Annotated in this window: 14 protein-coding genes; 6 read left to right on the top strand and 8 right to left on the bottom strand. The window is 61.9% G+C overall.

Going from position 1 to position 14,906, the window contains the following annotated elements; all coding sequences use genetic code 11:
• Positions 1 to 68: 68 nt before the first annotated feature.
• Positions 69 to 1,373, bottom strand: a complete 1,305-nt coding sequence (locus RA302_RS04865; RefSeq protein WP_166501876.1) for an HNH endonuclease signature motif containing protein — start codon at positions 1,371 to 1,373, stop codon at positions 69 to 71.
• 200 nt (positions 1,374 to 1,573) lie between these two features.
• Between RA302_RS04865 and RA302_RS04870 the strand changes: the two genes are divergently transcribed.
• Positions 1,574 to 1,822 (top strand): hypothetical protein, encoded by a 249-nt coding sequence (locus RA302_RS04870; RefSeq protein ID WP_225320279.1) that lies wholly within the window; start codon positions 1,574 to 1,576, stop codon positions 1,820 to 1,822.
• Positions 1,823 to 2,080: 258 nt separating this feature from the next.
• On the opposite strand, the gene RA302_RS04875 is transcribed toward RA302_RS04870, so the two are convergent.
• Genes RA302_RS04875 through RA302_RS04895 form a run of 5 tightly spaced genes read right to left on the bottom strand, consistent with a single transcriptional unit; the run spans position 2,081 to position 7,111 of the window.
• Positions 2,081 to 2,728 (bottom strand): ATP-binding cassette domain-containing protein, encoded by a 648-nt coding sequence (locus RA302_RS04875; RefSeq protein ID WP_029537583.1) that lies wholly within the window; start codon positions 2,726 to 2,728, stop codon positions 2,081 to 2,083.
• 1 nt (position 2,729) lies between these two features.
• Positions 2,730 to 3,647 carry an ABC transporter ATP-binding protein gene (locus RA302_RS04880; protein ID WP_166501877.1) on the bottom strand — a complete coding sequence of 306 codons (918 nt, stop codon included), beginning with the start codon at positions 3,645 to 3,647 and terminating at the stop codon, positions 2,730 to 2,732.
• The gene (locus RA302_RS04885; RefSeq protein WP_020906350.1) at positions 3,644 to 4,465 is read right to left on the bottom strand and encodes an ABC transporter permease; all 822 of its coding nucleotides are present in this window, start codon (positions 4,463 to 4,465) and stop codon (positions 3,644 to 3,646) included. Before RA302_RS04885 ends, RA302_RS04880 begins: the two co-directional genes overlap by 4 nt.
• Complete coding sequence (locus RA302_RS04890; RefSeq protein ID WP_020968536.1) at positions 4,458 to 5,492, bottom strand: ABC transporter permease; 1,035 nt, start codon at positions 5,490 to 5,492, stop codon at positions 4,458 to 4,460. The genes RA302_RS04885 and RA302_RS04890 overlap by 8 nt, the downstream gene beginning before the upstream one ends.
• Entirely contained in the window at positions 5,489 to 7,111 is a 1,623-nt protein-coding gene (locus tag RA302_RS04895) for an ABC transporter substrate-binding protein (protein WP_084326897.1), read from the bottom strand. Before RA302_RS04895 ends, RA302_RS04890 begins: the two co-directional genes overlap by 4 nt.
• 171 nt (positions 7,112 to 7,282) lie before the next feature.
• On the opposite strand from RA302_RS04895, the gene purD reads away from it, so the two are divergent.
• From purD to RA302_RS04915, 4 genes are all read left to right on the top strand, one after another.
• Complete coding sequence (gene purD, locus RA302_RS04900) at positions 7,283 to 8,539, top strand: phosphoribosylamine--glycine ligase (RefSeq protein ID WP_020968538.1); 1,257 nt, start codon at positions 7,283 to 7,285, stop codon at positions 8,537 to 8,539.
• A 242-nt stretch (positions 8,540 to 8,781) separates the two neighbouring features.
• Entirely contained in the window at positions 8,782 to 10,350 is a 1,569-nt protein-coding gene (locus RA302_RS04905) for a GMC oxidoreductase (protein WP_020968539.1), read from the top strand.
• Between the two features lie 111 nt (positions 10,351 to 10,461).
• Positions 10,462 to 11,295, top strand: coding sequence for an AraC family transcriptional regulator (locus RA302_RS04910; RefSeq protein WP_031332880.1), 834 nt, complete (start codon positions 10,462 to 10,464; stop codon positions 11,293 to 11,295).
• 191 nt (positions 11,296 to 11,486) lie between these two features.
• Positions 11,487 to 12,428: an ABC transporter substrate-binding protein gene (locus tag RA302_RS04915; RefSeq protein WP_166501878.1), complete on the top strand. Its 942-nt coding sequence runs from the start codon at positions 11,487 to 11,489 to the stop codon at positions 12,426 to 12,428.
• A 6-nt stretch (positions 12,429 to 12,434) separates the two neighbouring features.
• On the opposite strand, the gene RA302_RS04920 is transcribed toward RA302_RS04915, so the two are convergent.
• Positions 12,435 to 12,890: a MarR family winged helix-turn-helix transcriptional regulator gene (locus RA302_RS04920; RefSeq protein WP_113682173.1), complete on the bottom strand. Its 456-nt coding sequence runs from the start codon at positions 12,888 to 12,890 to the stop codon at positions 12,435 to 12,437.
• Positions 12,891 to 12,989: 99 nt separating this feature from the next.
• Here RA302_RS04920 and RA302_RS04925 point away from each other — a divergent pair, with 99 nt between their 5' ends.
• Entirely contained in the window at positions 12,990 to 14,069 is a 1,080-nt protein-coding gene (locus tag RA302_RS04925) for an ABC transporter substrate-binding protein (protein ID WP_225320280.1), read from the top strand.
• Here RA302_RS04925 and RA302_RS04930 read toward each other — a convergent pair.
• The gene (locus tag RA302_RS04930) at positions 14,005 to 14,838 is read right to left on the bottom strand and encodes a phosphatase PAP2 family protein (protein ID WP_225320281.1); all 834 of its coding nucleotides are present in this window, start codon (positions 14,836 to 14,838) and stop codon (positions 14,005 to 14,007) included. The genes RA302_RS04925 and RA302_RS04930 overlap by 65 nt on opposite strands.
• Positions 14,839 to 14,906 lie beyond the last annotated feature (68 nt).

Genomic DNA, 14,906 nt, shown 5'->3' on the forward strand with positions numbered 1-14,906 from the left:
CAGGTCCGCATCGGAGGTGCTCCCCCCGATGCGGACCTGGCGTGAAGTTGTATGTCTGAGGTTCGTCCTCAGGTTTTGAAGGTGGTGTTCGCCGGCCGCGGGTGCTGCTGCGGGTCTATCGAGGGTGGTGGGATGAACCAGGGTTTGTTGTCGACGCCGATGCGGATTACCCATTTCCCGACGAATCCGGATTTCCGGTGCATCAACCGATGATGCGAACGGCACAACAGGACAAGGTTGTTCATCACGGTCGGCCCGCCGTTGGCCCAGTGCCGGATGTGGTGTGCATCGGTCCACGCGGGCACACATGTGCAGCCCGGGAAGGCGCAGCCCTTGTCTCTCGCGATCAACGCCACTCGCTGCTCCGCGGTGACCAACCGTTTCCCGGGTTTCGCATCGAGCGGTGCGCCGTGGTCTTCGAGCAGTACGGTGGACAGGAAGCAGTCGCAGCCGAGGAGTCTGGTCTGCGAGACGGACAGTGGCCCCAGCCAGGGCATGTGCCCGACATCAAGATCCGACACAGCCACTCCACTACCAGAAGTAGCGGGTGCGGCTGCGCAGTCCCGATGCTCAGCGAGGTCGCGGGCGTTGATGTGCACGTTCACATGCGGACGCTGACCACCATCCGTACCGGTCTTCGCGCAGTCCAGATAGCGGCGAATCAGTTCGGTGAACCCATCCGCCGTCCGCTTCGCCGCCGACCGAGAATCCGGAGTTCCATCCGGTGCCGGGGTCGGCATCGTCAGATTCGACAACGCCGACAACAACATTTCCCCGGTGAGAGCATCGAAATCACCGCGCACCACCACCCGACCATTCAACGTCGACGCGATCCGCAACTCGTTCCGATCCACATCTTCGGCGGGTGGAATCTCATCCGATTCGAAAATGCGCTCCAAGGTCGCGATGACGTTTCGCACTTTCGTGGTCGTGGCCTCCACTCCGGAAGCGGCAGCCAGCAACAAGTCGATACAGCGAGGGAGCGCTTCCTCCGGCATCCCCTTCGGTGGTGATTCGCAGAACGCCACGATCAACACGGCATGATCGAACGAGCAGTCCCCGTCATCGAATCGGGCCGCCACTGCCGGAAACGGGCGTAGCGCTGCACCGAGGGCGGCGATCTTCTTCCCGTCCCGGATTTGCAGCATCGTGTTTGCCGCCAACCAGCAACCCACCCCGCGGCTGGCAATCACCTGATCATCCGGCCGCATCGACAACTCGTCCACCACCGCCACCCGCACCGCCTCGAGACGAAGAATCTCCGCGCTCGCCTCGATAGCGGCAGCACGCAACTCAGAAGCAGACAGCTGCCACAGGCGTCCGCGCAACCCCACCGCAGAACCCGAAACCACGTCCGACAGATAGACGCTCATTGAATCCCCCGATCCCCACCCAAAACAATACTCGAACACGCGTTCGAGTCAAGGGTCAATTTTGTTGGGCTGGGGTGTGTTGCTCGAGGTGGCAGATGAGACTGGTATGGCCGTGCGTTCTCGGGTCGATGAGAGAATGAAGCGTGCCTGATCGACCTGAGATTGTCTGTATTTGCGGCTCTGTGCGATTCGCTGAAGAGATGCGGGAGGCGAACCGCGACCTGACGTTCGCAGGCGTGATCGTCGTCGCGCCGGGTGAAGTAGACGAGGCGATCTCTGTCGAGCAGAAAACGCTGCTCGACGCGCTTCACCTGCGCAAGATCGACCTGGCTGATCGGGTGCTGGTCGTCAACCCACGCGGATACATTGGCGAGTCCACGCGCCGAGAGATCGCGTACGCGCGCGCCACCGGCAAACCAGTGTCGTTCACGGCGCCGTTTGATCAGTAAGCGCCTCGTTGGTGCAGGCGGCAAGGAAGATCCCAGGCAGAGTTGCGAGTGTTGCAGGAGAGTCGGTGGAGCGCGCTCCCGTCCGGAACCGCCACGCAGTCGGTTCGAACACCGTGCGCCGATCTACGGGCGGTTGACCGGTCGCCTTCACCTTCGGGAGCAACGGACCGATCACCTCCCACGCCTCATCCGAAATCGCATCACGCAAAACGCATAAACACTCGCCGTGAACTACCGGATCAGGATTGGCAACACGCTCTAAGCGCGAATGCCGTCGAGGTCGTGGACCACGTCGCAGCAGGCGCCGAGCAATTCGCGATCATGGCTGATGAGTAATACGCCGACGCCGGTTTCGGTGGCGCGACTCTCGATCAACCGAATGAGCGCGGCCGTCGTGGCGGCGTCGAGCATCGCCGTCGCCTCGTCACAGATGAGGTATTTCGGTTGTTGCGCCAGCGATCTCGCTAGACAGGCGCGCTGCAGTTGGCCGTCGCTCACCTGGTGGGGTCTACGGGACAAGAGATCGGGAGTGAGGCCCACTTCTGCTGCCAGTGCGACCACATCGATTGTCCTACCGGCAATATCGCCGGGTTGACCGATGATCGAGGCGAGCGTCTGCCGAGGGTCGGTTGATGCGCGAGGTGACTGAAACAGCATGGACACCGTCCCGCGCAGTGCCGCGGATACCGAGAATTTGGTACCCACGACGGGTGATCCGTCGATTCGCACCTCGCCTGACCACGGTGCATTCAACGAGGCGAGAATCCTTGCAAGTGTTGTTTTTCCGGTGCCCGAAGGCCCGGTCAGGCCGATCAGCCTTCCCGGCGGAATTTCGAGCGAGACGTTCTCGAGAACTGGCCGGTTGCGATGGTAACCGCTGGTGATTCCCAGAGCTTGCAAACTCATGTCAGCCCACCTTCCGAAGCGTTCGGTACGTGCGGTCACCCAGTGTGACCAGTTCGGTCGGGCCACCGGATTGTTTCGACTCCGGGCGTCGTAGGTGATAGACGCAGTCATCGGGGAGATCGGTGAGTTGCGGTGGTGATCCGGGCATGGGATTCAAGCCTCGGGATGGCAAGGCGCCGAGCAGGTCTCGGGTGTAGTCGTGAAGCGGATCGTGGAACACCAGAGCCGCCGGACCGGTTTCCATGATGCGTGATGCGTACATGACGGCAAGTCGATCCGCGACATCGCTGCGGGTGAGTGATGCAAGGTCATGGGTGATGAGCAGGACAGCCGCCCCGGAGTCAGCGCACTCTCGAAGTAATCCCATGACGTGGTCGGTGAGTTCGCGGTCGAGGTTGGCGGTGGGTTCGTCTGCGACGATCACCGATGGATTCCCGGCCAGCGCACCGGCAATGGCAACGCGTTGCGCCATGCCGCCCGACAGTTCGTGCGGGTAACAGTCCAGGGCCGACGGTTCGAGTCCGACGCGAAGTGCCAAGGCGTCGCAAGTGTGATCGCTGCCGAGTGCGTCGATCGTCTCCTGTAGCTGCGATCGCGCAGTCCGGACGGGGGTGAGATGTGTTGCGGCGGATTGTGGAACGAGAGCCACGTGCCGCCCACGGAACGCGGTGCCGGAGAAGACGTCGATCTCGAGGTCCGCTGTATCGACGGTGACCGTTCCGGTTCGAGAAGCATTCGGCGGCAACATGTTCATGACCGAGGTGGCGATGATCGACTTGCCACACCCGGATTCCCCGACAAGTGCGGTCACCGTGCCGGCTGGAACGTCGAGGTCGATGTCGCTCGCAGCGTGGACTACGGATCCTCCGGGCAAAGGGATCCTGACGGTGAGGGATTTGATGCGTAGGCCGCGTTTCACAGTCGTAGCTCCGAAGGTCGAGGGGGCGTGAGCATCGACCGCAGGGCCGAACCGGCAACTGCAACAGCGACGGTGGCGATCACGAGGACTGCGGCGGGGAATGCAAGCGTCCACCAACCGCCGAGGAGTAGAGAACTGCGTGCCTCTTCAAGGAGCGTCCCGAGACTGGGTTTGTGCGGGGGAAGACCGAAACCCAGGAAGGACAATGTTGATTCGTGCCAGACGGCATGGGGCAGCAGGAGAACGACTGCGATCAAGGCCTGTGGCGCGGTCGCCGGCACGAGGTGGCGCATGATCACGTGACGTCGACTTGCTCCCGCGAGAATGGCGGCGTCGATGTAGGGACGCTCGCGCAGACTCAAGATCTCTGAGCGGATGATCCGGGCCACTTGGGTCCAGTGGGTCAGTGCGATCGAAAGCACGATGGCGGCAATGCTTCCACGGAACATCGCGACGATGACGATGCCGAGCAACAGGTGGGGGAGTGCGTTGACGGCATCGGTGCCGCGCATGACGAACCTGTCCACCCAGCCGCCGACCAGTCCGGCCGTAGTGCCGACGGCGACGCCGATCACCGTGGCGAGCAGCGCGCAGGCGAGCGCGATCAGAAGTGAGGTTCTGATGCCTGCAGCTATGCGCACGAATAGATCTCGGCCCGCCGAGTCGGTTCCGAACGGGTGATCGAACGACGGAGCCAGGCGAGCCGCCGAGAAGTCTGTGACTCGGTCGTCGACGTCGGCCAACCATGGGACCAACGCCGCGTACAGCGCAACAAGGATCAGCACGCCGAGGGCGATCTTGAAGCGTCGTTCAGCCATCGGTACCTACTCTCGGGTCGAGCACTGCAACCAGCACGTCGGCAAGCAGTGAGCCGAGCATGACCGTCAATGTCGTACCGACGGTGAGGAACGCGAGCAGTGCCATGTCTAGGTCTCGCGCAGACGACACGATGGCGCCGGCGATCCCCGGCCAACTGAACACCTCTTCCACCAGCACTGCCCCGACTATCAGCTCGGGCAACCGCACGCCGACGATGTTGACGAAAGGTGCCAGTGATGTGGGCAGTATGTGGCGCTTCGTGATGGTCGGCGTCGGGATACCGCGTGCTACCGCGCCGGCGACAAATCCCTCACTTTTCGAACCCACGACGGACTCTCGGACGGCAAGTAGGAGCCACGGCATTTGCGAAATGGCGAGCACCGTCACCGGTAGGACCAAGTGCCGGATCACCTGTCCCGGTGTGGGATCGGCGCCCCCGTCGGTCAGTCCGGCGACCGGGAGCCAGCCGAGAGTCAACGCGAAGAGCGCGATGGCACCCAGCGACAAGACAAACGGCGGAAGTCCTTGGACCACGACGCTCAGCCCGGACACGGTCTTGTCCAGGAATCCTCCACTGCGGATTCCGGCGAGAACACCGAGTGTCAGCGAGGCGAGAATCGCGATGAGGAGTGAGATCCCGACCAGCAGCAAGGTCCATGGCAGACGTTCGAAGATGACTTGGGAAACAGGCTGATTGAACGATCTGGAGATCCCGAGATCGCCGGTGAACACACCCTGGAGCCAATTCCAGTACGTGCTGTACCAGGGGTTGTCGAAACCCATCTGATCGGCGATCAACGCTTTGTCTGCGTCGCTTGTCGTCATGTATCGCGTGCCGAGGTAGCCGACCAGTGGATCGAACGGTGAGATCGCGGCGGCGGCAAAGAGTCCCGCGGACACCACGGCGATGACCGGCACGATGAACAACACCCGCCGACCGACCATCGTGAGGATGGCCTTTCGGCGGGAGTTGTCACGGTGACCCCGTGTCGGCCCCGCGTCTGGCCGAACGTCGACCGCTGTCATTGCCCTCGGGCCCACGTCTGCAGTGACCACCATGGACCCCAGGTCACACCGTGTGAGTGTGGTTCGAGTACCGGTCCGGACATCTGCCAGTCGGAATCCTTCGACACGTACGTATGGTCGAGGAACACGAGGATGACAAACCCGGGATCTTCGACGTACGCCTGCTGTACGTCGCGATACGCGGCATCACGCGTTGCCTGATCCAGGCTGCGGCGTCCTACTTCCAAGCCTGCGTCGACTGCTGGATTGGAGTAGTCACTGGCGTTGTCGTAGATGCTGCCGACCCCGGGCGCGATGTACTTCGAGTTCAGCGCGTCGTACGCCTGTGTGTCGGGGTCGAAAGGTTCGTCGCCGCCACCGAGAAGCGTCGAATCCTGGTTGATTCGAGGGTCTATGCGGTCCCAGGAGAGTGCTTCGAGGTCCACCTCGATGCCGACAGCGAGAGCGTCGGAGGCAAATGCCTGAGCGAGATCGCGTCGAACGGTGTCGACGGAGTTGTACATGATCGTGAACTGCGCCCGCTGACCGTCTTTCGAACGGATTCCGTCGGCACCTTCGATCCAGCCCGCTTCGGTGAGTATTCGCTCGGCCTGGGTCGGGTCGTAGGCGAAGGTTGCGTTCGGGTTGTACGAATCGCCGTAGACCTCGGGGATCGGAGTGGCGGCGACGCGGCCGTGTCCGCCCAGGACGTTGTCGATCATCGACTGGCGATCGGCGGCGAGGTTGAGCGCCATCCGCACGGCTTTGTCGCCTGCCACGGGATTGTTCGTCGGGAGTGAGAGCCCGCGCCAGTCTGCTGACTGATGAGCCGTCACGGACATGTTGTCCTTGCCTGAGAACGTATTGGCAAGCAGTGGAGGGAGATTGGTTCCGTCGATCTCGCCGGACACCATACGTTGGGCGCGGGTGTTGTCGTCAGGAACGTAGAGGAGAGTCAGCTTCTTGATCTCCGGCGCACCGTCCCAGTAGTTCTCGTTCGCCTCGAAGACCGCTCGATCCGGTGAGAGGTCGACGAGTGTGTACGGACCCGTACCAACCGGTGCGGTGTTCAACGGCGATTCGGCGGCAAGCCCGGGTGTCACGAGGGATTCCGATGGAACCATGCCGATCAGCATCTTCGTCAGCAGCGGGGCATACGAGTAGGCGAGGCGGAACTCGACTGTGCTGTCGTCGACGGCCACGACGTCGCTGATCATGTCGTACGACGACCGCGCTTCGGAGGCGGAAGCGGGATCGAGGATCGCCTTGTACGTGGCAACCACGTCGGCGGCGTCGAAGGTCGACCCGTCGGAGAAGGTGACCCCGTCGCGGAGTTTGACCGTCCAGACTGTCGCGTCGGCGTTGGCCGTGGGCATCTCCGCGGCCAGAGACGGCTCGAATCCCGGCATACCGGTGCCTCCGGTGAGCCGGACGAGACCGTCGTACATCTTGGCCTCACCGGCAGCGCCGAACCCTGCGACCGGGTTGTAGCCGCCCAGTTCGTAGCCGTCGGCCAAGACCAGGCCGTCGTTGTTGCCCGAGGAGTCGGTGCCAGTCGGGCTACTGCACGACGTGATCAGAAGTGCGCCGATTGCGGCGGTTGCGGTGAGCGTCAGAACGCCTGGTTTATGGAGTTTCACGGGTGTCCTTTCCTTGGTGGACAGGTGTCCGAAAACATCTGTTCACCTATTCAGGTATTCATATGATCTCATCTCGAAACGGATATTTCGCACAAAGGTCGAACGCTGGGACCTTGGCCCCGTCAGTGGCACTCCGAGAGCGCTGTTATCGCAGGCCGTAGTCTGTTCCCCGTGCGCGTACTAGTAATCGGCTCCGGAGCCCGTGAACATGCCCTCCTTCTCTCTCTTGCTCGCGATCCAGGTGTCACGGCCCTGATCTGCGCGCCTGGCAATGCCGGGATCGCAAAAATCGCCGAGCAGCACCCCGTCGACGTCGCCTCTGGTGACGCGGTTACCGCGCTGGCCCAGAAGGTCGAAGCCGACCTCGTCGTCATCGGACCCGAGGTTCCGCTGGTCCTCGGCGTCGCAGACGCGGTGCGCGCAGCAGGTATCGCCTGCTTCGGGCCTTCGGCCGACGCCGCCCGCATCGAGGGATCGAAGGCTTTCGCCAAGGACGTGATGGCTGTCGCCGGCGTCAAGACCGCTCACAGCGAGATCGTCGACAATCCGGCCAAGCTCGACGAAGCACTCGACCGCTTCGGTCCCAACTGGGTGGTCAAGGATGACGGGCTGGCCGCGGGCAAGGGCGTAGTCGTCACGACGGATCGTCTCGCCGCGCGCGATCATGCCGCTGAACTGCTCGAGACCGGGCACCCGGTTCTTCTCGAATCCTTCCTCGACGGTCCCGAAGTTTCGCTCTTCTGCCTCGTCGACGGTGAAACTGTGATCCCACTGCTCCCGGCTCAGGACCACAAGCGCGTCGGCGACGGAGACTCCGGACCCAACACCGGCGGCATGGGCGCGTACACACCCTTGCCGTGGCTGCCCGACGAGATGGTCACGCAGATCGTCGACGACGTCGTCAAGCCCGTCGCTGCCGAGTTGGTCGCACGCGGTAGCAGTTTCTCCGGCCTTCTCTACGCCGGTCTCGCGATCGGTGTCGACGGCCCGGCCGTCGTCGAATTCAACTGCCGATTCGGTGACCCCGAAACTCAGGCCGTGCTTGCTCTCCTCGAAACGCCGCTGGGCGGTCTACTCAATGCGGCATCGAACGGAACACTCGATTCGGTCGGTCCGTTGCAGTGGCGCGACGGTTCCGCTGTCACGGTCGTGATTGCTGCCGAGAACTACCCGGCGACCCCCCGCACCGGCGACGTGATCACCGGAGCCGACGCCGACGGAGTCCTGCATGCCGGTACCAAAAAGCGTGAAGACGGAGCCGTCGTCTCGGCCGGCGGGCGTGTGCTGAGTGTTGTCGGAGTGGGCAAGGATCTGACCGAAGCGCGTGACGACGCCTACGCAAAGATCGCCGACGTCAAGCTTCCCGGCGGTCATTTCCGCACGGACATCGGACTCGGCGCCGTCGAAGGGCGCATCTCTCTTCCCTGACTCGTTCTTTCGGAGGGCCGGTGAACTTTCTGTTCATCGGCCCTTTTCATGGAAAATCAACGGTTCCTCGAAGTTACCCACGAGTATGGACTTCTCGTTCGGTTTCTCCCGGTATATCTCAGCGCGGGGGTCACGGAAAGAGAAGGGCACACTTGAGCATTCGCGCTGGATCCAACGAACGGCACGCACGTACCAATTCCACGCTCTCGCGTAGAAACTTCTTGGCAGCAACAGGATTAGCTGTGGGCGCCGCTGCGCTCTCGTCCTCGTGGACTACGGCCGCCGCTGCGCCCAGGCGAGCATTGAGCGACGGAGACCGTGTCCCTGCGCTCGTGATCGGCAGCGGATACGGCGGAGCCGTTGCGGCTCTTCGGCTGACGCAGGCCGGCATCGACACACACATGGTCGAGATGGGGAAGTCGTGGACCACACCGGGGTCCGACGGCAAGGTCTTCTGCCCGATGCTCTCACCGGACGGACGTTCCTTCTGGCTCAGAGACCGTACAGTTCAACCGGTTTCACACTTCTCCGGCGGCTCGGTGGACAAGAACATCAGCCGCTACGTCGGCGTTCTCGACGCCGAGGACTTCGGCGGGATCAAGGTCTACCAAGGCCGAGGGGTCGGCGGCGGGTCGCTGGTCAACGGCGGCATGGCCGTCACACCCAAGCGCAACTACTTCGAAGAGATCCTGCCCGGGGTCGATTCCAACGAGATGTACTCGACGTACTTCCCGCGGGCCAACGCTGCGCTCGGAGTCAACAACATCGACCCGGCCTGGTTCGAGTCGACCGAGTACTACAAGTTTGCACGAACCGGGCGAAAGACCGCTGAGAGATCCGGTTACACAACAACATTCGTGCCGAATGTTTACGACTTCAACTACATGAAGCAGGAAGCTGCTGGTCAGGTCACCAAATCTGCCCTGGTGAGTGAGGTCATCTACGGCAACAACGCGGGAAAGAAGTCTCTGGACAAGACGTACCTCGCTGCGGCATCCGCCACCGGCAAGCTCACGATCTCGGCGCTGCACGTCGTGACCTCGGTTGCGCCGGCCGCGACCGGTGGTGGATATCAAGTGGTGATGAACCAGATCAACGAGCAGGGCAACACCGTCGGCACCAAGACGGTGACCGCGGACAAGGTCTTCTTCGCGGCCGGCAGTATCGGTACCAGTAAGCTCCTGGTCGCGATGAAAGCACAAGGGCAGCTGGCGAATTTGCCGGGTGCGGTTGGGCAGGAATGGGGGCACAACGGCAACGTGATGGTGGGTCGCGCCAATCACATGTGGGACGCCACCGGCGCGAAGCAGTCGGCGATCCCCGTGATGGGTATCGACAACTGGGCTGACACATCCGCTCCTGTGTTCGCGGAAATCGCGCCCTTCCCAGCCGGTACCGAACTGTGGGTCAGCCTGTACTTGGCGATTGCCAAGAATCCGCAACGTGCTCAGTTCCAATTCAATTCGGCAACAGGCAAAGTCGGTTTGAATTGGCAGCGCTCGCAGAACCAGCCGTCGATCGACATGGCGAAGAAACTCTTCGACAAGATCAACAAGAAGGAAGGCACGATCTACCGGACCGACCTCTTCGGTCCGGTGCAGACGTGGGGCGACCAGTTGACGTACCACCCCCTCGGCGGTTGTGTGCTTGGCAAGGCGACCGACGGTTACGGTCGTCTGCCGGAGTACCCGGGACTGTATGTCATGGACGGATCCCTCGTTCCGGGCAATGTCGGAGTCAATCCGTTTGTCACCATCACCGCTCTGGCCGAACGGAACATCGAGAACATCATTGCGAACGACATGAACTAGAGGGGCGACTCGGGGTCAGGTGCGGTGGGATCAACTTCCTGCCGCACCTGCTCGGCGTGGGTAGCGGTTACAGTCACCTGGACAGACGACGGTCGATCCAGGGATGTAGACGTGAGGCGGACAAAATCCGAGGTCGACGGTGATTGGCTCCGGTGGGGCGTGCCGTCGAGCGACGAGCTGGTGGTATCCGAACACGAATTAGACGACGAGCCCGAAGATTTGGTTCTGTGGGGTGGTGCGTCGAGTGCTGATCAACCGGTGACATGGGAAACCCACGCGCACCGATCGAACGAGATTCTGTTCCCGCGTTCCGGCATTGTGGTTGTTCGCTCGGGCGCCCAGATGTGGACGTTGTTGCCGGGACGAGGGCTGTGGATACCGGCACTGCATCGACACTCGGTGCGCGTTGCCGCGGGTGCGCAGTTCCTGACGGTGTATTGCGCTGTAGGGCAGGGGCCTTCGCTCGGTGATCGCCCGGTTGCGGTACACGGCACGCCGCTACTCTACGAGTTGTTTCTGCATCTGAGTGCTCGAGAGATGTCGGACGACGCGAGGCGCCGCGCCGAGCGAGTGTTCTTCGACCTCGTTGTTCCCGGCGACGAGCGCGGAGCGATGAAGATCCCCGATTCGGGCCCGGTCGGGCGGATTGCACGCGACCTGTTGTCCCATCCGGAGGACCCACGCAGTTTCGGAGACTGGGCGAACGAGATCGGCGTCAGCACCAGCACTTTGGCTCGTCGGTTCAAGGTGGACACCGGCGTGAGCTTCGGCCAGTGGCGAGTACTGCTTCGGATGAACGTGGCGATGTCCCTACTCGGCCAAGGTGTTGCGGTCGCCGACGTGGCAGAGCAGATCGGATACTCGACGCCCAGTAGTTTCGTCGCCGCTTTCAAACAGTCCACCGGTGTCACGCCGATGGCATTTCGAAAGAACGCGGATCGTTGATCCGATTTCGACATTCTTTGACAAAACTCCGCGATTGCGTCATCCCCTGATCCGCTCTACCGTTAGCCATGTAGGCGAGGCTTACTTTACTTTCCGGGTTCGGGAGTTTCCCGAAACTCGCTCGACAGCATGGGGCAGAAGTGATCGATTTTGTTGCGCCGCGTTCGAAACGCGGTAGCAGGGCCATCTTCATGGCTGTGGCAGTGGCACTTTCGACGGCGCTGGCAGCATGTGGCACCTCGACGACCGACGCGAAGTCCGACGGTGATGCGTGGACGTATGTCGATGCGCGTGGTCAGCAGATTTCGCTCGACAAGATCCCCGAGCGCATTGTGGCGACGGCGGACACCGCGCCGGTGCTACTCGAATACGGGGTCGTTCCAGTCGGTATCATCGGCTTTTCCAGGCTCGACGAATTCACGTTGAATGCATTCGACTTCAGTGGAATTGCCCATGTCAGCGAGACCGACACAGATATCAGTGCCGAGAAACTCCTGGCAGTGGACCCGGATCTGGTCATCGACATCTGGAGTTCGTACAACGGCGGAAACTTCGGCAGCATCTGGGGCGACGATATCGCTCGCGTCGAAGAGGTTGCTCCCATTGCAGGTGTCGAGATCACCGACGGGGCGCAAGCGGCGTTGGACAGCTTCAGTTCGTTGGTTCAGGGTATCGGCGGCACCGACACCTCGCCGGTCTACGCGGCAAAACGGGAAGAGTTGAGTGCGCTCGGTGACCGGGTGCGTGAATTGGCCACATCGCGAACGAATATCTCTGTTGCATACGCGATTCCGTTGGAGTCGAGCCTTGACTACGCGGTGCCGGGATGGACTCCGCTCGGAAGTATTCTCGAAACGATGGGCGTCGAATTCGCGAAGCTGGACAGCGAGGACGGTTTCTGGGCATCAGCGAGTTGGGAAGAGCCGGGCGTCTTTCCGGCCGATCTCCTCCTGATTCCGCCGACGTGGTCTGACGCGCCGGAGCTCAATTCGCGGACGTTCACCAGGCTTCCGGCTGTGGTTTCGGGCCAGGTTGCCTCGGTAGAACTGCGTACGGGGTACAGCCTGACGGGCATCACGGAGCAGATGAGGCGTTTTGCCGACGTCTACGAGAAGAGTGGGAAAGTCACCTGAGTGGCATCATCGCGGTGCGTGAACTCGCAGTGATCGATTGACTCGGTCGAGGATGCCGATGGCAGCGGTCAATGTGTCGAGGTCACCTTCGTCGAGGGCTGTCAGTTCTTGGGCCAGGACACCGATGCGTAGTTCGGACCGACGGTCCCGGCGCGCGCTTCGCTCGTCCTTCACGAAAAGCGTGCTCACCCGGCCGTCTGTGGGATCGGGTCGCCGCTCGATCAGGTCCTTGTCGGAGAGGATGCGCACCAGCGTGCTGACGGTGTTCGGGCGTCTGGAGAGGCGATCGGCCACGGCCCCGATGCGAGTGCCGGGATGGTGCGCGACATCGTGAAGTACCTCGGATTGTGCCTCTGGCAAAGTCGCGTCGGTACCCGACGTATCCATGTATTCACGCAGCGCTCGACGCAATTCGAACGCCGCAGCGATGAGCGATCTCGATGCTTCTTCCGCAGTGGGCACGCGATCAGAGTAGCGATCGACCTCGTGTGATCCACGCCCCAAAACTGTATCTGACACAGATATAGTTTACAGTTCCTCAAAGGGTAGGGTCACCTAACCATGACGGTAGATGAAGCTGTCATGCTTCACGACGTACGGGACACGATCATGAATTTTGGACAGAAGTCACGCAGTGTAATGCTGATCGGCGCACTGACATTGGTGGCAGCTCTCAGTGGCTGCTCGAGCGACGCCTCGCCCACAGACACTGACATCAGTGCGTCGACTCCGGCGGACTCTGCGTTTGTCGCTCCGCGAGAAGTCCCGGCTGGAATGGGGAGCGGAAAGTCGGACGGCGAATTCCCTCGTACCGTTTCACACTTCAAAGGGGACACCACGATCGAATCGCAGCCCGAAAAGGTTGTCGTCATTTCGACCGGGCAAGCAGATGCGCTTTTATCTCTCGGTGTCGTTCCTGCGGCTTCGACTCGTGGTGACGGTGCGGACCTGGTGCCGCCGTACCTGTTGGCCGCATACCCCGAATTCCGCGCCCAGCTAGGTGATGTCGTCGACGCAGGTGGGCGCTTCACACCGAACTTCGAAGCGATCGTCAAGCTCGATCCTGACCTGATCTTGATGAATGTTGCAGGGAAGGATGCTGATTCGCTGTACGACCAGCTTTCGGCAATTGCGCCCACCGTGGCAACGCAGGGGACCGGCGTCAACTGGAAGCAGGACTTCCTGCTGGTTGCCGACGGGGTAGGTAAGACGCAGCAGGCGACGGCACTGCTGGATACGTTCAACGCCGACGCCGCGGCCTTGGGTTCGTCCCTTTCGTCGCCGACGACAGTGTCGTTCACCCGCCAGAACGGAAATCGCTTGCGCATCTTCGGTATTCCTTCGTTCACCGGAAGTATCGCCCAGGATGCCGGCCTGACGCGTCCGGAGTCGCAGCAATTCGACGACACCTCCCGAGACATCAGTGAGGAAGAGCTGAACGTGGCGGACGCTGATTGGATCTTCTACGGAGTGCAAGGCGGGGACCCGGCGACGTTGACCAACGCGCCGTTGTGGGCGCAGTTACGTGGAGTGATTGCCAACCATGCCGTTGCTGTCGACGACGACGTCTTCTACCTCAATACCGGGCCGACTGCGGCTCGTGAAGTGCTGAAGGTTCTGCAGAGCACACTGCAGCAGTAGTTGATTCGGACTGGTTGTGCGTGCCGACGAACCGGAAGACTGCTCCACCCGCAGTGACGGCAAGCGTCGCGAGGACAGCTCCGGCAACGACGTCGGTGAGCCAGTGAGCTCCCAAATAGAGGCGAGTGAGCGCGACGACAACGGTGACCGTCACGGCGAGCAGCATCAGAAGACGTTTGACGGACGGTGTTCGGTCGACGCTCACAACGAGAACCGCAATGCCGAACAGCGCTGCTGTGCCCGTGACGTGACCGGACGGGAACGCGTGGCCGGTCTCGAGAAGAACTTGGATGTTGGTCGGCGGACGTTCGCGACCGACGAGCGCTTTGATTACCGTGCTGGCGACTGCCGCACCGCCAACGGTTCCGATCACGATCAAACCCGGAACAACCGAACGCGCTCGCCACGAGATGAGCACTCCGCAGGTGATCCCGAGCAGCGTGGTGGCGACAGGACTACCGAGATCTGTGACGGCGACCGCGATCTGGTTGAGGGCGCCGCTCCGATGATCGACCATCCAGTCGGTCACCGGCCCGTCGAAGCTCGTCAACCACCCGTTTCGATATACCTGGATCGAGAGCGTCACCAGGGCGAGGGCGAGCCCGGACGCGCGGAGCGCTGTTGACCGAACGCTGGAGGCCCGGTAGGCCGAACCGAATGCGAACAGCGCGGCGGCCACCACGATTGCGGCAACCGCAATTTCTGCGGTGGTGCTCTCGGTCAAGACTTCGGTGACCACGTTTCGCACGGTCGACACAGTTGCTGGCATGAATGCAGTGTGACGATCCGAAGCTGAAGAAACGCTGAACGTAACTCGGTCATGGGCCTACCGTCTGC

It is taken from the genome of Rhodococcus sp. DN22 (assembly GCF_036669995.1).
Classification (GTDB): domain Bacteria; phylum Actinomycetota; class Actinomycetes; order Mycobacteriales; family Mycobacteriaceae; genus Rhodococcus_F; species Rhodococcus_F erythropolis.